The 17,064-nt window shown below is 70.0% G+C and carries 18 protein-coding genes; 11 read left to right on the forward strand and 7 right to left on the reverse strand.

Going from position 1 to position 17,064, the window contains the following annotated elements; translation table 11 throughout:
* Window positions 1-58 precede the first annotated feature (58 nt).
* Together aroQ and ABD912_RS05830 are read left to right on the forward strand one after the other, a co-directional pair.
* Window positions 59-538: a type II 3-dehydroquinate dehydratase gene (gene aroQ / locus ABD912_RS05825; RefSeq protein ID WP_345149154.1), complete on the forward strand. Its 480-nt coding sequence runs from the start codon at window positions 59-61 to the stop codon at window positions 536-538.
* Window positions 539-605: 67 nt separating this feature from the next.
* Entirely contained in the window at window positions 606-1,604 is a 999-nt protein-coding gene (locus ABD912_RS05830) for a DUF2332 domain-containing protein (protein WP_345149157.1), read from the forward strand.
* 17 nt (window positions 1,605-1,621) lie between these two features.
* Here the strand turns inward: ABD912_RS05830 and ABD912_RS05835 are convergent, their stop codons facing one another.
* Window positions 1,622-2,809: a MarP family serine protease gene (locus ABD912_RS05835; RefSeq protein ID WP_345149158.1), complete on the reverse strand. Its 1,188-nt coding sequence runs from the start codon at window positions 2,807-2,809 to the stop codon at window positions 1,622-1,624.
* 263 nt (window positions 2,810-3,072) lie between these two features.
* Between ABD912_RS05835 and ABD912_RS05840 the strand changes: the two genes are divergently transcribed.
* Window positions 3,073-3,750, forward strand: a complete 678-nt coding sequence (locus ABD912_RS05840) for a Crp/Fnr family transcriptional regulator (protein ID WP_149956068.1) — start codon at window positions 3,073-3,075, stop codon at window positions 3,748-3,750.
* A 139-nt stretch (window positions 3,751-3,889) separates the two neighbouring features.
* Here ABD912_RS05840 and ABD912_RS05845 read toward each other — a convergent pair whose 3' ends face one another.
* From ABD912_RS05845 to ABD912_RS05855, 3 genes are read right to left on the reverse strand one after another with little or no spacing between them, the layout of a single operon-like run.
* The gene (locus ABD912_RS05845) at window positions 3,890-4,813 is read right to left on the reverse strand and encodes an NUDIX hydrolase (protein WP_345149428.1); all 924 of its coding nucleotides are present in this window, start codon (window positions 4,811-4,813) and stop codon (window positions 3,890-3,892) included.
* A 43-nt stretch (window positions 4,814-4,856) separates the two neighbouring features.
* Window positions 4,857-5,333, reverse strand: coding sequence for a RidA family protein (locus ABD912_RS05850; protein ID WP_345149161.1), 477 nt, complete (start codon window positions 5,331-5,333; stop codon window positions 4,857-4,859).
* A gap of 22 nt (window positions 5,334-5,355) precedes the next feature.
* Window positions 5,356-5,511, reverse strand: a complete 156-nt coding sequence (locus ABD912_RS05855; protein WP_329861861.1) for a hypothetical protein — start codon at window positions 5,509-5,511, stop codon at window positions 5,356-5,358.
* Window positions 5,512-5,590: 79 nt separating this feature from the next.
* On the opposite strand from ABD912_RS05855, the gene ABD912_RS05860 reads away from it, so the two are divergent.
* Both ABD912_RS05860 and ABD912_RS05865 read left to right on the forward strand, forming a co-directional pair.
* Window positions 5,591-7,828: a transglycosylase domain-containing protein gene (locus ABD912_RS05860; protein ID WP_345149164.1), complete on the forward strand. Its 2,238-nt coding sequence runs from the start codon at window positions 5,591-5,593 to the stop codon at window positions 7,826-7,828.
* On the forward strand, window positions 7,818-8,780 hold the full coding sequence (locus ABD912_RS05865) for a metallophosphoesterase (RefSeq protein ID WP_345149165.1): 963 nt from the start codon (window positions 7,818-7,820) through the stop codon (window positions 8,778-8,780). Before ABD912_RS05860 ends, ABD912_RS05865 begins: the two co-directional genes overlap by 11 nt.
* Window positions 8,781-8,887: 107 nt before the next feature.
* On the opposite strand, the gene ABD912_RS05870 is transcribed toward ABD912_RS05865, so the two are convergent.
* Window positions 8,888-9,043 (reverse strand): hypothetical protein, encoded by a 156-nt coding sequence (locus tag ABD912_RS05870; RefSeq protein ID WP_345149167.1) that lies wholly within the window; start codon window positions 9,041-9,043, stop codon window positions 8,888-8,890.
* A 214-nt stretch (window positions 9,044-9,257) separates the two neighbouring features.
* On the opposite strand from ABD912_RS05870, the gene ABD912_RS05875 reads away from it, so the two are divergent.
* Complete coding sequence (locus tag ABD912_RS05875; RefSeq protein ID WP_345149169.1) at window positions 9,258-10,472, forward strand: helix-turn-helix domain-containing protein; 1,215 nt, start codon at window positions 9,258-9,260, stop codon at window positions 10,470-10,472.
* Between the two features lie 194 nt (window positions 10,473-10,666).
* On the opposite strand, the gene ABD912_RS05880 is transcribed toward ABD912_RS05875, so the two are convergent.
* Both ABD912_RS05880 and purD read right to left on the reverse strand, forming a co-directional pair.
* Window positions 10,667-11,572 (reverse strand): phosphoribosylaminoimidazolesuccinocarboxamide synthase, encoded by a 906-nt coding sequence (locus ABD912_RS05880; RefSeq protein WP_345149171.1) that lies wholly within the window; start codon window positions 11,570-11,572, stop codon window positions 10,667-10,669.
* Window positions 11,572-12,858: a phosphoribosylamine--glycine ligase gene (purD, locus tag ABD912_RS05885; protein ID WP_345149173.1), complete on the reverse strand. Its 1,287-nt coding sequence runs from the start codon at window positions 12,856-12,858 to the stop codon at window positions 11,572-11,574. Before purD ends, ABD912_RS05880 begins: the two co-directional genes overlap by 1 nt.
* 92 nt (window positions 12,859-12,950) lie before the next feature.
* Between purD and ABD912_RS05890 the strand changes: the two genes are divergently transcribed.
* The 5 genes from ABD912_RS05890 to purF all read left to right on the forward strand — a co-directional run bounded on the left by ABD912_RS05890 (window position 12,951) and on the right by purF (window position 17,059).
* The gene (locus ABD912_RS05890) at window positions 12,951-13,574 is read left to right on the forward strand and encodes a class I SAM-dependent methyltransferase (RefSeq protein WP_345149175.1); all 624 of its coding nucleotides are present in this window, start codon (window positions 12,951-12,953) and stop codon (window positions 13,572-13,574) included.
* 50 nt (window positions 13,575-13,624) lie between these two features.
* Complete coding sequence (locus ABD912_RS05895) at window positions 13,625-14,629, forward strand: asparaginase (protein ID WP_345149177.1); 1,005 nt, start codon at window positions 13,625-13,627, stop codon at window positions 14,627-14,629.
* A 91-nt stretch (window positions 14,630-14,720) separates the two neighbouring features.
* Entirely contained in the window at window positions 14,721-15,104 is a 384-nt protein-coding gene (locus ABD912_RS05900) for a sterol carrier family protein (protein ID WP_345149178.1), read from the forward strand.
* Between the two features lie 3 nt (window positions 15,105-15,107).
* Window positions 15,108-15,437 (forward strand): hypothetical protein, encoded by a 330-nt coding sequence (locus ABD912_RS05905; protein WP_345149180.1) that lies wholly within the window; start codon window positions 15,108-15,110, stop codon window positions 15,435-15,437.
* Between the two features lie 74 nt (window positions 15,438-15,511).
* Window positions 15,512-17,059 carry an amidophosphoribosyltransferase gene (gene purF, locus ABD912_RS05910; RefSeq protein WP_345149181.1) on the forward strand — a complete coding sequence of 516 codons (1,548 nt, stop codon included), beginning with the start codon at window positions 15,512-15,514 and terminating at the stop codon, window positions 17,057-17,059.
* Window positions 17,060-17,064: the final 5 nt, after the last annotated feature.

The following is a 17,064-nucleotide window of genomic DNA, read 5'->3' on the forward strand; positions in this document are numbered from 1 at the left end:
GCGGAAGGTGCGGCGCGCCGCCGTCGTACGTCCAGGACGTGCGTCCTTTAATGGACCCATGACTGAGAACACCGCCCCGCCGGCCGCAAACACGGACTCCGAAAACACGATCATCGTCCTGAACGGCCCGAACCTGAACCTGCTGGGCACCCGCGAGCCCGCCGTCTACGGCAGCCAGACGCTGGCCGACGTCGAGGACCTCTGCCGCACCGCCGCCGCCGCGGAAGGACTCGGGGTCCGGTTCGTCCAGTCCAACCACGAGGGCGCCCTGATCGATGCGATCCACGCCGCCCGCGGCACCGCCGTGGGGATCGTCTTCAACCCCGGCGCCTACACGCACACCTCGATCGCGCTGGCCGATGCCGTCTCCGGCGTTGAGCTTCCGGTCATCGAGGTGCACATCTCCAACGTGCACAAGCGCGAGGCGTTCCGCCACCACTCCTACATCTCCCCCGTCGCCGCCGCGGTGATCGTGGGCGCCGGCACCAACGGCTACCGGCTCGCCATCCAACACCTCGCGTCCATCACCCGCGACTGAACTTCCCGCCTCCGCCACTGAACGGACAGCACCCGCGACGGGCCACGGCCCGCCGGAAAGGAACGCCATGGAGAACCACCCGGACCGCACCGGCAGGACGGCCGCCGAGGAGGTCGCCCACGCCTGGGCGGGCTACGCCCAGGTCTGGTTCCCCGGCCATTCCGAGCTGTACGCGCAGTGGTGTTCCCGTACCGCCGCGGACCCTGACCTGCTCGCGCTCATCGCCGCGCTGCCCCCGGAGAAGCGGACCCCGCTGCTGGTGTTCGCCGCCGCCCGCTACCTCGGCTGCGGCGATGTCCCGTATCCCCGGTTCCGCGCGTTCGCCCTGGAGCGCTGGGAGGAGGTGGCCGGCGTCGTGCTCGGCCACCGCGTCCAGACCAACGAACCGGCCCGCTGCGCCACCCTGCTGCCGGCCCTGGCGCTGGTGGCCGAGCGGGAGCGGCGCCCGCTGGCGCTGATCGAGGTCGGCCCGTCCGCCGGGCTGTGCCTGCTGCCGGACCTGTACTCCTACGAATACGACGGCGGCCCCCGGCTGGGTTCCGGGACGCCGCTGCTGCGCTGCGCCACCTCCGGCAACCCGCCGCTGCCGGACCGGCTGCCGGAGGTGGCCTGGCGGGCCGGGGTGGACCTGAACCCGCTGGACGGCACCGATCCGGACACCGTCCGCTGGCTCGAGGCCCTGGTCTGGCCGGGCGAGACGGAGCGCTTGGCGAACCTGCGTGCGGCGCTGGAGACCCTGCGCCAGGCCCGGCCCCGGCCGGTGCTGGAGCGCGGGGACCTGAACGAACGCATCGCGGACCTGGTGCGCCGGGCCCCGGAGGGATCCGCCGCCGTCGTCTTCCACTCGGCGGTACTGGCCTACCTGTCCCCGCCGGACCGGGCGCGCTTCGCCGAGACCGTGCGCGGGCTCGACTGCCACTGGATCTCCAACGAATCCTTCTTCCTGGACGCGGCCGGGGATGAATCGCCGGCCGCACGCGTTGGGTATTTCACGCTCTCGCTGGACGGGACGCCGCTGGCCCACACGGGCCAGCACGGGGCGGAACTGCACTGGCTGCGGGACTGACGGGCAGCCGTTGGGGGTTAGTGGACCGAGCAGGCGCCCGTGGAAACGGTCTCGGTGAGGTACGGGGAATCCTCGACCAGCGGTTCCACCTCGTCCAGGCCGAGGGCGTAGCCCACCTCAAGCCCGTCCGCTGCCTTGGCGAAGACGACGCCGGTCAGGCGGCCCTGCGGGTCCAGCAGCGGGCCGCCGGAGTTGCCCTGCCGGACCTGCGCACCGATCTGGTAGATCTGCAGGGGCGAGGGGTCGGCGCCGTAGATGTTCTGCACGCTGACCGTGCGCAGCGACTGCACCACGGCCGGTTCGGCGCTGAACGGGCCGCCGGCCGGGAAACCCATGAACACCGCGGTGTCGCCGGTGGACAGGTTCTCCCCCACCGGGACGGGCGCCAGGTCCAGGCCGTCGACGGCAAGCACGGCCAGGTCCCTGACGGAATCGAAGTGGACCACGCGGGCCGGCAGGGCGCGGCCGTCCTGGGTGTTGACCACCGGGTCGGAGATGCCGGAGACCACGTGCGCGTTGGTCACCACGCGGTCGGTGGCCGCGGCGAAACCGGAACCGGTCTGGTTCACGCCGCATTCGAAGGCCGTGCCGGTGATCTTCACCACGGAGTCCTCCGCGGCCTCGACGCCTTCCGAATCCGGAAGTTCGGCCGGGGCGGCCTCCACGGTGGTGGGCGCGAACGGCTCCAGCAGTTCGGGGATGGTCTGGCCCATGACCAGCGACCGCGCCTGGGCCATCGCGGTGTCCACTGGGGTTGGGGTCAGGTCGCGGATGGACTGGATGACCCGGGAGGACGCGATCTGCTGGGACAGCAGGGGCAGGCCCATGGTTGCCGCGGAGAAGGCGACGGCGGAGACCACCACGGCGGCCACCGCGACATTCGCCACACCGCCCAGCAGGCGGTCGAAGGACTTCAGCGCGGGCAGATTCAGCCAGAGGCGTACCCGGGCGCCGATCGTGGAGCCGATCGCCTGGCCCATGAGGATCAGCACCACTGCGGTGGCCACCACCCAAAACAGGCGCCAGCCGGGGGCCGTGACCCAGGTGGAAACCACCGGGATGGCGAAAAAGGTGGCGATGCCGCCCACCACGACTCCCACGATCCCGCCGAGCGTGACGAAAAAGCCCTTGCGCAGCCCGGAAATCAGGAAGCCGGCCAGGAAAATGAGCAGGATGACATCCAGCCAACCGAACCCGAAAACCACCAAAGGACTCCAAACTGACGCGGCCGTGAAGAAGCATCGCCGGTCTTCGGCCGGCGCGGCCATACCCCACCAGTCTACCGGGCGCCGACCCCGCCGCCGGAACCCCTCTGTTTCCCCCGTGACGGAATCGCCACCCTCCGGGCCGGCGGCGGCACGCATGACGAAGATCCCAAATCAAGGCCCTAAGCCTGTGGAAGGTGTCACAGGGCCGCCAACATGCGGCACAATGGGGGGAGCGCCAAACACACGTGACAGGAGAATTCATGGATATCGAGGTACTGCGCCGGGCCCCCCTCTTCGCAACACTGGGCGATGAGGTGTTCGCAGCCCTCACCGATGAGCTGACCGAAGTCGACCTTTCCCGCGGGGCGTCGGTCTTCCGCGAAGGAGACCAGGGCGACCAGCTCTATTTCATTGTCTCCGGAAAGATCAAGCTGGGCCGCACCGCTCCCGACGGCCGTGAAAACCTGCTGGCCGTGCTCGGCCCGGGCGAGCTCTTCGGCGAGATGGCGCTCTTCGATCCCAGCCCCCGCAACGCCACCGCCACCGCGGTCTCCGAGACCCGCCTGGCCGGGCTGCGCCACGAGAACCTGCGCAAGGTCATCCAGAGCAACCCCGAGGTTTCCGCCCAGCTGCTCCAGGCCCTGGCCCGCCGCCTGCGCCGCACCAACGAGTCGCTGGCCGACCTGGTCTTCTCCGACGTTCCGGGCCGCGTGGCCAAGGCGCTGCTGGACCTGGCCGACCGCTTCGGCCGTCCGGCCACCGACGGCATCCTGGTTGCCCACGAACTCACCCAGGAGGAACTGGCCCAGCTGGTCGGCGCTTCCCGCGAGACCGTGAACAAGGCCCTCGCCGAGTTCGTCCAGCGCGGCTGGCTGCGCCTGGAGGCACGCGCCGTGGTCATCCTGGACATCCAGCGCCTGCGCCAGCGTTCCCGCTAACGCACAGGGCAGGCCCTCTCGTGTCGACTTCGTCGCCACGAAGAGGACCCGGCTGACCCGCGCTTGCGGGGCAGGCCAAAAGCAGAAGGCGGTGGCGCCGAACCCACGGGTTCGGCGCCACCGCCTTTTGTTTTCGGCCTCAGCGGCCGCGCGCCCGTCCGCCGCCCTCGCTCGCGGTGCTGGCGGTGACGTCGAGGTAGAAGTCTCCCCCGATCTCCACCAGGCCGGGGTGGTAGCTCATCAGGTCGCGGCGGTGCGAGAGGTAGGCCACCGTGCCCCGGGTCGTGGCGATCTTCTCCAGGGTGACCTCGACCGCCGGGGTGGTGATCTCGCTCAGCGGCAGGCCCGCGGTGTCCGGCTGGCCGACCTCGTCGCCGAGCTCCGCCGTCGCGCGGGAGGCGACCACCTCGGCCGCCGTCTTCCATTGCCCCCAGACCCCCTTGCCGCGCAGCAGCGTCGGCTCCTGGTGCAGCGGCACGGCCGCGGCGAAATACCAGGTGTCGAAGCGCCGGTGCGCGAAGTCGGGGCTGATCCAGTGCGAGAGCGGACGCAGCAGGTCGGTGCGCAGGCCCAGCCCGCGCTTGGAGAGGACCTGGGAGAAGGGCTTGTCCTGGCCGGCTACCGCCTCGCGCACCTCCATCCATTCGGCGGTGGCGGTGTTCTCCACGGCAGCCAGGCCGTCGGTGCCGGCCAGCAGGACGCCGGTCTCCTCGAAGAGTTCGCGGATCGCGCAGACCACGTGGCTGCGTGCCACGCGGTGGTCCAGGATCCCCAGCCGGGCCGCCCATTCACCCGGCGTGGGGCCGAACCATTCGACCTCGTCCTCGTCGCCGGGCACGAAGCTCCCGCCGGGGAACGCCACCGCGCCCAACGGGGACTGGCCGGGCCGGTAGCCCAGGTACGTCTCGACCCCCCGGCCGCTGTCCCGCACCAGGACCACGGAGGAGGCACGGCGGACGCTGCGCGGAGTGCGGGCACCATAGGTCACCCAGCTCGCGGCGGCCTCGCGCTGCTCCGGCGGCAGGTGGTACAGACGGCGCAGGAGCCCGGTCGGCGGACGGATGGGTTCCGCCGGGGGCTCCTGCGCTCGGTCGTTCGGCTGGGGGTCAGCTGAATTCGGCAACCAGCTCGACCTCGACCGGGGAATCCAGCGGAAGCACGGCCACGCCGACGGCGGAACGGGCGTGGGCCCCGGCCTCGCCGAAGACGCTGCCCAGCAGCTCGGAGGCGCCGTTGATGACCCCGGGCTGGCCAGTGAAGGACGGGTCGGAGGACACGAAGCCCACGACCTTGACGATCCGGGTGATGCGGTCGAGGTCGCCGATGACGCTCTTGATGGCGGCCAGGGCGTTGACGGCGCAGGTCGCGGCCAGTTCCTTGGCCGCTACAGGGTCGACACCCGCACCGACCTTGCCCGTAGCTGGGAGTTCGCCCTTAATAAACGGCAGCTGCCCGGACGTGTGGACCAGGTTGCCGCTCACTAGGGCGGGCACGTAGGCGGCGACCGGCGCGGCAACCTCGGGAAGCTCGAGTCCGAGCTCGGCCAGGCGGCGTTCAACGGCGGAAGTGGGCTGGTTTTCCAAGGTTTCTCCGGTTCTTTCGGCGTTACTGCTTGGGGCGCTTGAGATAGGCGACCGGGGCGTTCCCGTCGGGGCCTGCAATGACGGTGACGAGTTCCCACCCGTCCTCCCCCCACTGGTCGAGAATCTGCTTCGTGGCGTGAATGATGAGCGGTAGTGTCGCGTACTCCCATTTGGTCATAACGGATAGGGTAACTCGTCCTTGTAAACTGGGGGGCATGGCCCCTCGCAAGTCTCCTTTCTTTGATACGGCTACCACCATGGGCAAGATCGTCGCCTTCTTCGGTGTGAGCGCGCTCTGTGGCGTGCTCGCCGCCGGACTGCTGGTTCCCGCAGCCTCCGTCGCGGGCGCCAGCGCCACCGCCGGCGTCGAATTCTTCAACGCGCTTCCGGCGGAACTCCGCCAGGAGCCGCTCTCGGTGCCGTCGAAGATCCTGGACTCCAACGGCAAGACGATCGCCACCTTCTACGCCGAGAACCGCGTCCCGGTCACGCTGGACAAGGTCTCCAAGCCGATGCAGGACGCGATCGTGTCCATCGAGGACGAACGCTTCTACCAGCACAGCGGCGTCGACATCCGCGGCATCACGCGTGCGGCGATGCACAACCTGACCAGCTCCTCCCAGCAGGGCGCCTCCACGCTGACCCAGCAGTACGTGAACAACGTGCTGATCAACGCGGACAGCCTCAACGGCGTGAGCCAGGAGGACCTGACCATCTCCGGCACCAAGTCCTACGCAGACAAGCTGCGCGAGATGAAGCTGGCCATCGCGGTGGAGAAGGAGTTCACCAAGGAGCAGATCCTCCAGGGCTACCTGAACATCGTCCTCTTCTCCGGCACCACCTACGGCGTCGAGGCCGCCTCCCAGCGCTTCTTCTCCGTCCCGGCCTCCAAGCTGAGCATCCAGCAGGCGGCCCTGCTGGCCGGCATGGTCCAGCTGCCCAACGTCTACAACCCGATCAGGAACCCGGAGGCCAGCCTCAAGCGCCGCAACGTGGTCCTGGGCGCGATGCTCAAGACCGGGGCGATCACCCAGGACGAATATGACGAAGCCGTGGCCACCGACCTGGACCTGAAGGTCAAGGACGTCAAGTCCGGCTGCGTCGGCGCCAAGACCGCCGCGTACTTCTGCGACTACGTCACCCACCTGGTCCTTTCCGACAAGGCCTACGGCGAGACCGAGGAAGACCGCACCAACCTCCTGTACCGCGGCGGCCTGACCATCAAGACCACGCTGGACAGCCGCCTGCAGAAGGAGGCCGAGGCCGAGGTCGTGAAGGCCATTCCCGCCAACGACTCCTCCAACGTCGGCACCTCGCTCGTGTCCGTGCAGCCGGGAACGGGCAAGATCCTCGCCATGGCGCAGAACAAGATCTACGGCCCGCAGGAAGGCTCCAAGTACACGGAGTACAACTTCAACGTGTCCAAGTCCCTGGGCGGCGCCGGAGGCTTCCAGGGCGGTTCCACGATGAAGCCGTACACCACCATCGCCTGGCTCGAATCCGGCCACCACATGTGGGACACCATCAACGCCGCCCGCGACTTCTACCCCAACTCCTTCGCGTGGAAGGCCTCCTGCCTGTCCAAGGGCTACGCCTACGCGCTGACCGACGACGGCGGCTGGAACGTGAACAACGCGACCGCCGGCTTCAAGCGCTCCATGACCGTGGACTACGGCCTGTACTGGTCCATCAACACGGCCACCGCCGCGCAGGCGTCGCAGCTGGACCTGTGCGACATCGCCGACGCCACCGAGCGCCTGCACCTCGTCGACGGCGTCACCGGCGAACCGCAGAACCCCGCCAACCCGTCCTTCATCCTCGGCACCACCAACGTGACGCCGCTGGCCCAGGCCTCCGCCTTCGCGGCCCTGGCCAACGAGGGCGAATACTGCGCCCCGCGCGCCCTGCTCTCCGTCAAGGACGCCGCCGGCAACAAGTACAAGGTCCCGGGGGAAGACTGCGAGGACGCGCTCGAACCGGACGTCGTGGCGAACCTGAACGGCACCCTGTCCAAGATCGCCGGCCAGCGCATCGCCAAGGGCACCATCAACGTCCCGATCGCCGGCAAGACCGGCACCAACAACGGCGCCTCCTCCACCTGGTTCGTCGGGTACACCACCGGCGTCGCGACCGCCGCCTGGGTGGGCCGCTACACGGACATCGCCCCCACCATGGGCATGCGGATCAACGGCGTCACCCGCGAGTGGGTGGACTCGGCCACCTTCGCCGCCCCGCTGTGGCTGTCCTACATGAAGGACGTGATCGGCTACTACCCCGCCGAGGGCTTCGGCAAGGCCGACACGAAGCCGGCCCCCGTGATCACCGAGGTCCCGGAGACCCAGTCGCAGGACACCGAGTCCACTTCCGAGGATGACGCCGCCACCGATACCCCGGCCACCGACAACGGCAACGGCGGGGGCAACAACGGAAACGGCAACGGAAACGGCAACGGCGGAGGCAACGACGAGTCCGACGGCGGCGGCGATGACGACTAGCAGCGCGGCGAACCGCCTGGGGGGCGCCCTGCGCACCGTGGCGGCCAAGACCGCCTACGGGACCGGGGCGGCCGCCGCCCTGGCCGGCACCGTGGCCGGGTACGGCCTGTGGGAACGCAACCAGTTCGGCCTGCGCCACGAGACCCTGCCCCTGCTGCCGCCGGGCTCCGTGCCGGTCCGCGTGCTGCACCTGTCCGACATCCACATGGTCCCGGGCCAGGAGCTGAAGCGCCGCTGGCTGCATTCCCTGGCGGACCTGCGCCCGGACCTGGTGGTGAACACCGGGGACAACCTCAGCCACCGCCAGGCCGTGCCCTACCTGATTGAGGCCCTGGCGCCGCTGATGGCCTTCCCTGGCGTGTTCGTGCCGGGGTCCAACTGCTACTACGCACCGCGGCTGAAGAACCCGCTGCGCTATCTCAAGGGCCCCTCCGGTACGCCGAAGAACCATCCCTCGTTCGAACTCCCTTGGCGGGAAATGCACCGCGCCTTCGGCGCCGCCGGCTGGCTGAACCTCACCAACAAGGCCATCTCCGTCCCGTTCCCGGGCCTGCGCCTGGACTTCAGCGGCGTCGACGACCCGCATCTGGGGCGGGACCGCTTCGCGGGCTGGCCGCGCGGCTCCTCCACCTCCGCGCAGGCCCCGCACCTGCGCATCGCCTTGGCCCACGCCCCCTACCAGCGGGTCCTGGACTATCTGGCCGACGCCGGGGCTGACCTGATCCTGGCAGGCCACACGCACGGCGGGCAGGTCTGCGTTCCCGGGTACGGGGCAGTGGTCTCCAACTGCGACCTGCCCACCTGGCGCGCGCGCGGGCTGAGCGTGTGGGAGCACGACGGCCACCAGGTTCCGCTGAACGTTTCGGCAGGAATCGGCACCTCCCGGTTTGCCCCGTTCCGCATCGCCTGCCGGCCCGAGGCCGTGCTCATCACGCTCATGCCCCGCAGCTGACCCGGCGCCACTCCCCGACACCGCAACGGCCCCCGTCCCGGATTCCTCCGGGGCGGGGGCCGTTGTCTTGGGCGGCCCGTGAGCTCCGCCGCCCTAACAGATAAGCGCTAGTTGGTGGTCGGTTCCGTGGAACGGACCTTGTGGGGCCATTCGCCCACGGCGACATTGGTCTGGCCACCGCTGTGCGGCCATTCCCCTACGGATACAAAGCTTGCTCCGGCAATAGCGGCAGCAACAGCAAACGCGGCAATCAGCTTCTTCATCTGTTCTCCTCCAGGAGCTAGTGGTCTAGAGCGTTCTCTCCAAGTGGCGCATATTTTTATAAGTGGCGCAGCACTTAACATTCATTGTAAATTGATACAAACGCTTGGCGTCAAGGATTGATGGCTACACGGCGCGTCGCGGCATAGTGAGGGCCTCGGGGAGGGCCTGCGAGTTTAATAAGGGGTCAAATTGGGGATAAAATTCGGCGAAAAGTTGCGCAACGCTCGCCTGCAACACAAGATGACGCAAGCCCAGTTGGGTGCCGGAAAGTACTCGACCAGCTACATCTCGCTGTTGGAGACCGGAAGCCGGGAACCGACGATGGAGATCATCTCCGAATTGTCCGCGCGGCTGGGCATGGACCGCGAGACCATGGAGTCGTGGAACACCCCGGTCTCCCCCGACGAGGCCGAATTCGTGCTCCTTGAGCACCGCGCCCGGCAGTCGTACACGGCGCGCGAATACACCGACGCCGAGGCCAGCGCCGCGGAAGCCGCCGTCGTCGCCCTGCGCCTGAAGAACGCCAGCGCCTGGTGGAACATGATGTTCCTGCGCGCGGAGGCGCTGCGCGACCAGGGCCGCTTCGAGGAATACCGGGCTGCGGCCGAGGAGGTACTGGCCCACCCGCTCACCGAGGAGTCGCTGGCCCTCAAGGTCCGCGCCGAGACCCTGGTCGCGAACTCCTACCTGGGGCTGGGCCGGCTGCACCTGGCCGTGGACCACGCGCTCACCGCCGTCGACCTCGGCCGGGACCTGCCGCCGCACTCGCTGATCCAGATCTCCGCGCTGTTCGCGCTGATCGCCTCGCTGGCCGAATCCGGCCAGCTGGAGGAGGCCTGGCGGACCTGCCAGACGCTCTCCGCGGCCGTGGCCGAGGGCGCCCCCAGCCAGACCGCCGGCAATGCGTACTGGGCCATCGGCAACGTCGCCTTCAAGCGCCAGGACATCGAGGCCGGGCTGGAAAACCACCAGCTGGCGGCCCAGCGGCTGCTCCCCGCCAGCGACATCGAGCTGTGGGCGCGCTTCAACAAGGCCTCGGCCAGCATGCGCTTGGCCGCCGGGGTCGTGGAGCCGGAGACCCTGAACTGCATCGAGAGGGCGGAGCTGGCGCTGAGCGTCATCGGCGGCACGCTGAACGACACGCTGGAGCTGCAGCTGATCCGTGCGCGCTGGCTGCACCTGAACGGCGACGTGGAGGCGGCGCTGGAACAGCTCAAGCCCGTGGAGGAGAACCGCGACGCGCTGCCGCCGAACTTCCAGGGAGAACTCGACCTGCTCAGCGCCCGCTGCCTGGTGGGCCTGGGGCGGGGCACGGAGGCGCTGGACCAGCTGCGCCGCGCGCAGCTGGTCTTCGCCGAGGCAGGCGCGCCGAACCGCGCCGCGATCGCGATCGAGCTGGCCACCGAGATCCGCGCGGCGAACCGCTAGCGCCAACACGGCAGGGCCCGGGTCCCGTCCGGGCCCGGTGCATGTCCGTGCGTCGCGTGCATGCCGACGCGTCAGCCGCATCCGACGCACGGACATGCACACTTCCTGGCGGGCTGCGGGGACGTTGGCACCAGTGCGCAGAACAGGCCCCGGCGAAAACGCCGGGGCCTGTTCCTCAAGGCAATTGGGACTTGTTAGGCCGTGAAGGTGCGGCCGGTCAGGCGCTCGTAGGCCTCGATGTAGCGGGCGCGGGTGCGCTCGACAATCTCCTGCGGCAGCGCCGGGGGCTGCTCGCCGGAGGACTTGTCCCAGCCGGACTCGGCCGAGGTGAGCCAGTCGCGCACGAACTGCTTGTCGAAGGACGGCTGCGCCTGGCCCGGGGCGTAGGTCTCCGCGTCCCAGAAGCGGGAGGAGTCCGGGGTGAGCACCTCGTCGCCGAGGGTGATGGCGCCGGTGGCCGGGTCCGTGCCGAACTCCACCTTGGTGTCCGCCAGGATGATGCCGCGGGCGCGGGCGATCCCCTCCGCGCGGCTGTAGACCTCAAGGGTCAGGCGGGCCAGCTCGGCGGCGTTGTCGGCGCCGATGCGCTCCTCGACCTGGGCGAACGTGATGTTCTCATCGTGCTCGCCCACCTCCGCCTTGGCGGACGGGGTGAAGATGGCCGGTTCCAGGCGGGAGCCGTCCACCAGGCCCTCGGGCAGCGGCAGCGAGCAGACGGTGCGGGAGGCCTTGTACTCGGCCAGGCCGGAGCCGGTGAGGTAGCCGCGGGCGATGCACTCGATCGGGAACATGTCCAGCTTCTTGCACACCATCGCCCGGCCGGCCACGGCCTCCGGGACGTCGGTGGAGATGACGTGGTTGTCGATCCCGTCCAGCTGCTCGAACCACCACAGGCTCAGCTGGGTGAGCACCTTGCCCTTGTCCGGGATCTCGGAGGTGAGCACGAAGTCGTAGGCGCTGATGCGGTCGCTGGCGACCACCAGGACGCGGTCGGCCTCCTCGGCCGGCGCCCCCTCCGGCACGTAGAGGTCGCGGACCTTGCCGGAGTAGACGTGCGTCCAGCCCGGCAACTGCAGGGTTTCGGTTTCGAAGCCGGCCATTACGCTGCACCTCCCGCCACGGTGATTTCGCCGTTCGCGGCCTTGAGCGCAATGTCCGTGCGGTGCTGGGCACCGTTCCAGGCGATCTCGGCGACGCCGGAGTAGGCCTTGTCCCGGGCCGAGTGCAGGTCTTCGCCGAGGCCGACCACGGCCAGGACGCGCCCGCCCGCGGTGACGGTCTCGCCGGCGTCGTTCGTCGCGGTACCGGCGTGCAGGACGCTGACGCCCTCGATCGCGGCGGCCGCGTCCAGGCCGGAGATGGCGTCCCCCCTGACTGGGGAGTCCGGGTAGTTGGCGGCGGCCATGACCACGCCGACGGCGGTCTCCGGGCGCCAGTGCAGCTGCTCGGCGTCGTCGAGCGTCCCGTTCGCGGCGGCCAGCAGCAGCCCGCCGAGCGGGGTCTTGAGGCGGGCCAGGACCGGCTGGGTCTCCGGGTCGCCGAAGCGGGCGTTGAACTCGATGACGCGGATGCCGCGGCGGGTCACCGCGAGGCCGCAGTAGAGCACGCCCACGAACGGGGTGCCGCGCCCGGCCATCTCCCGGATGGTCGGGTAGGCGACGCGGTCCATGACCTCGTCGACGAAGCCGGCCGGCAGCCACGGCAGCGGGGTGTAGGCGCCCATGCCGCCGGTGTTGGGGCCGAGGTCGCCGTCGAAGATGCGCTTGAAGTCCTGGGCGGGGGCCAGCGGAACGGCGTGCTTGCCGTCGGAGATGACGAAGAGGGAAACCTCGGGGCCGTCGAGGAACTCCTCGATGACCACGGAGCCGCCGGCGGCGAAGCAGGCGTTGGCGTGCGCCAGGGCCTCGGCGCGGTCCTCGGTGACCACCACGCCCTTGCCGGCGGCGAGGCCGTCGTCCTTGACCACGTACGGCGCGCCGAAGGCGTCCAGCGCGTCGGAGGCCTCCGCCTCGTTCACGGCCACGCGGGCCATGGCGGTCGGGACGCCGGCCTCGGCCATGACGTCCTTGGCGAAGGCCTTCGAGGCCTCGAGTTGGGCCGCGGCGCGGGAGGGCCCGAAGACCGGGAACCCGGCCTCGCGCAGGGCGTCGGACACCCCTGCGGCAAGCGGGGCCTCCGGACCGATGACCACAAGGTCGGAGCCGAGTTCGCGGGCCAGCGCGACGACGGCGGCAGGATCCTGCGCGTCCACCGCGTGGACGGGGACGTCCTGGGCGATGCCGGCGTTGCCGGGGGCGCAGTGCAGTTCCGTGACGTACGGATCGGCCTGCAGGGAACGGACGATGGCGTGTTCGCGGCCGCCGGGGCCGATGACGAGAACCTTCACGAGGTACAAGCCTACCGGGCGAGGGCCCCGCGCCGAGCGCAGCGAGGTGCGGGAGCCCGGGAGGCGCTACCGGGGGCGGCTACGCTGGGCGGATGGGAAACGATGGTGGCACGCGCAAGGAATCGTTGTGGGAGGCGCAGGTGCGCCGCAGCCCCGGCCATTCGGAATGGTACATCCAGCGGTTCGAGCAGATGCGGGCCGAGGGGGCGGACCTGCACGGCGAGGCCCGCCTGATCGATGCGATGGCCGCTCGCGGCAGCCGCATCCTCGATGCCGGCTGCGGCCCGGGCCGGGTCGGCGGCGAACTCGCCCGGCGCGGCCATACCGTGGTGGGCGTGGACGTGGACCCGGTCCTGGTCGCCGCGGCGGCCAAGGACCATCCGGACTGCACCTGGCTGGAGGGCGATCTCAGCGAACTGGACCTGCCGGCGTCGGGCATCGCCGAGCCGTTCGACCTCATCGTGTGTGCGGGCAACGTGATGGCCTTCCTGGCCCCCGGCACCGCTCCCGAGGTGCTGGCCCGCTTCGCCGCGCACCTGGTCCCGGGCGGACGCGCCGTCGTGGGCTTCGGGGCCGGGCGCGGCTACGAATTCGGGCAGTTCTTCGCCGACGCGCAGGCCGCCGGCCTGGCCGTGGACCTGCGGCTGGCAACCTGGGACCTGCGGCCGCTGGAGGCCGATTCGGACTTCCTCGTCGCGGTCCTGGCCAGGCGCTAGGAAAGGTAACCCCCGTGGCCCCGCACTCCCCCGACCTTACAATTAAACCCATGCCCGAAACCTTTGCCTCCGCCCACGCCGTCGACCTCGCCGTCGTGGACCGAAACGGGTTCGTGGAATCCCGCCATGCCGGTTCCGCCGTCGTTTTGGACCGGGCCGGCCGCGTGGCCATAGAACTGGGGGACATCGGCACCCCGGTCTTCCCCCGCTCCGCGCTCAAGCCCTTCCAGGCGCTCGCCTCGATGCGCGCCGGGGTCCCGCTGCGGGGCGCCCAGGTGGCGCTGGCCTGCGCCAGCCACGTCGGCAGCGCAGCGCATCGGGAGGTCGTGACAGGCATGCTTGCCGCAGCCGGCCTCGACGCGGACCACCTGCGCTGCCCGACCGGATGGCCGGGCGACGAGGAGGATCGCATCGACCTGATCCGGGCCGGCCTGGGCAAGTCGGCACTGGCCTTCAACTGCTCCGGCAAGCACGCCGCGTTCCTGTGGGCCTGCGCCGAGAACGGCTGGGACACTGGAACCTACCTGGAACCGAACCACCCGCTGCAGCGCCTGGTGCTGGAAACGATCGAGGAGTTCGTCGGCGAAACGGTGGCTCACGTGGCGGTGGACGGCTGCGGCGCCCCCGTGCCGGCGATTTCGCTGCACGGGCTGGCCCGCGCCGTGGGCACGCTGGCCAAGGCCCCCAGCGACAAGCACGCCGATGCCCGCGCCGCGACCATCGCGACCGCCATGCTCGACTATCCCTGGGCCGTGCACGGGCAGGGGCGGGAGAACACCGTGGTGATGGAGGAACTCGGCGTGCTCGCCAAGCTCGGCGCGGAGGGCATCATGGTCCTCGGCGCACCGGACGGAACATCCTGCGCGCTCAAGGTCCTCGACGGCAGCGGACGCGCCGCCACGCTGGTGGGCCTGAACCTGCTCGCCGCCGCCGGTGCCGTCCCGGCGGCGAAGGTCGCGGCCGTACTGGACAAGGTGATGCGCCCGGTGCTCGGAGGGGCGGTGCCGGTGGGCGGCATCCGCCTGGCCGGACCGGTCGCCGACCTGCTGACCTAAGACGGCCGACCCGAGCGAGCCGAGTTGGCGCGGCTGGGCTGAATCGGAACGGCTGGGCTGAATTGGCGCGGCCGAGGGAAGGACAACACGCATGGCAGTACGACGCCGGATCGCGCCCGAGGCGGGCGGCGCCGCCGTGCGCACGTGGCTGGCGGCGGACCCCGCGGCACGGGCCACGCTGCCGCGCCCGGTGCTGGCCACCGCGGTCCGCTACGCGCTCGAGGAGCTTTCCGCGGTAGCCGAGGGCAACTCCGTGGAGGTGCGCGTGCCGCCCTTCGGGGTGGCCCAGTGCATCGAGGGGCCCCGGCACACCCGCGGCACCCCGCCGAACGTGGTGGAAGTGGACGCGCAGACCTGGCTGGGTCTGGTGACCGGGATCACTCAGTGGGATTCAGCACTTTCCGGGGGCTCCGTGTCGGCCTCCGGGCTGCGCGCGGACCTGTCCGGGTTGCTGCCGCTCTTCGGTACCCTTTAAGGCATGGAACCGCAGCAGCACAACGCCCAGCCCTCCCCCGAATCCGGCCCGTCCCGGCCCATCGAGGTGACGGTGCGCAGCTCCCCGAAGTTCTGGCCTTTCCTGGTCACCGGGGCCCTCATCGGCGTGTTTGCGGCGATCGTCTCCGCCTACACGGGCGAGGAGGCCGTCGAGTTCACCCGCGGCGCCGTCCTCGGGTTCCTGGCCGTCTTCTTCGGGATGGCCGGCCTGACGCTGGGCGCGATCGCCTGGCTGGTCACCGATCGGGTACTGCGGAAGCGGACCCGCCGCGCAACGGCCGTCCCCCTCGAGGGTCCCAACGCCGCCCACTAGGCCCTTCCTCCTGCGGGTTGCGGGACCGGAGCCCGACGGCGGCCATCGCTCCGGCTCATGAGAGAATGAGTCACATGGTGCGTGGCGACGGAATGCTTTCACATGATCTTCTTCCCTACGAGAAGGGTCCGCAGGACGAATGCGGGGTCTTCGGAGTTTGGGCCCCCGGCGAGGAAGTCGCCAAACTGGCCTATTACGGCCTGTACTCACTGCAGCACCGCGGACAGGAATCGGCGGGCATCGCCACCTCCGACGGCAAGCGCATCAACGTCTACAAGGACATGGGCCTGGTCTCCCAGGTGTTCGACGAGAACACGCTGAACTCCATGACCGGGCACATCGCGGTGGGACACTGCCGCTACTCCACCACCGGCGCAAGCCACTGGGCCAATGCGCAGCCGACCCTCGGCGCGACCAGTGACGGCACGGTGGCGCTGGCCCACAACGGCAACCTGACCAACTCCGCCGAGCTGATGGAAATGGTCGTCGCCAAGCACGGCACCTCCCCGCGCGGCGAGATCGCCCAGGGCAACACCACGGATACCGCCCTGGTGACCGCGCTGCTGGCCGGCGAAGAGGGACGCACCCTGGAGCAGACCGCGCTGGAGCTGCTGCCCAAGATCAAGGGCGCCTTCTGCTTCGTCTTCATGAACGAAAACACCCTCTACGCGGCCCGCGACGCCTACGGCGTCCGCCCGCTGGTCCTGGGCCGCCTGGAGCGCGGCTGGGTGGTCGCTTCCGAGCAGGCCGGCCTGGCCACCGTGGGTGCCAGCTTCATCCGCGAGATCGAACCGGGCGAATTCATCGCCATCGACGAGGACGGCGTCCGCTCCCAGCGGTTCGCCGAGGCGACCCCCGCCGGCTGCGTCTTCGAGTACGTGTACCTGGCCCGCCCGGACGCCGCCATCAACGGCCGCTCCGTCTACGAATCCCGCGTCGAGATGGGCCGCCAGCTGGCCCGCGAGAACGAGGCCGAGGCCGACATCGTCATCCCCGTGCCCGAATCCGGCACCCCGGCCGCGATCGGCTACGCCGAGGAGTCCGGCATCCCGTTCGCGCACGGCTTCGTGAAGAACGCCTACGTGGGCCGCACCTTCATCCAGCCGTCCCAGACCCTGCGCCAGCTGGGCATCAAGCTCAAGCTCAACGCCCTGGAACCGGTCATCAAGGGCAAGCGCGTGGTGGTCGTGGACGACTCGATCGTGCGCGGGAACACGCAGCGCGCCGTCGTGCGCATGCTGCGCGAGGCCGGCGCCAAGGAGGTCCACGTGAAGATCTCCTCCCCGCCGGTGAAGTGGCCGTGCTTCTACGGCATCGACTTCGCCTCCCGTGCGGAACTGATCGCCAACGGCGCCGCCGTGGATGAGATCAGCGCCTCCATCGGAGCCGACTCGCTGGCCTACATCTCCGAGGACGGGATGATCAACGCGACCCTCCAGCCGCGCGAACGCCTGTGCACCGCCTGCTTCACGGGCACGTACCCGATCGAGCTGCCCTCCTCCGACCGGTTGGGCAAGAACCTGCTCGAGCGCGCCGCGGCCGACCTGACCGACTGCGATCCGGGCCCGGACGCCGAGTTCGAACCCACCCTGACCGACGCCGAAAAGACCCCGAGCAAGTAAGGACT

Source organism: Arthrobacter ginkgonis (assembly GCF_039540195.1).
Lineage (GTDB): Bacteria > Actinomycetota > Actinomycetes > Actinomycetales > Micrococcaceae > Zafaria > Zafaria ginkgonis.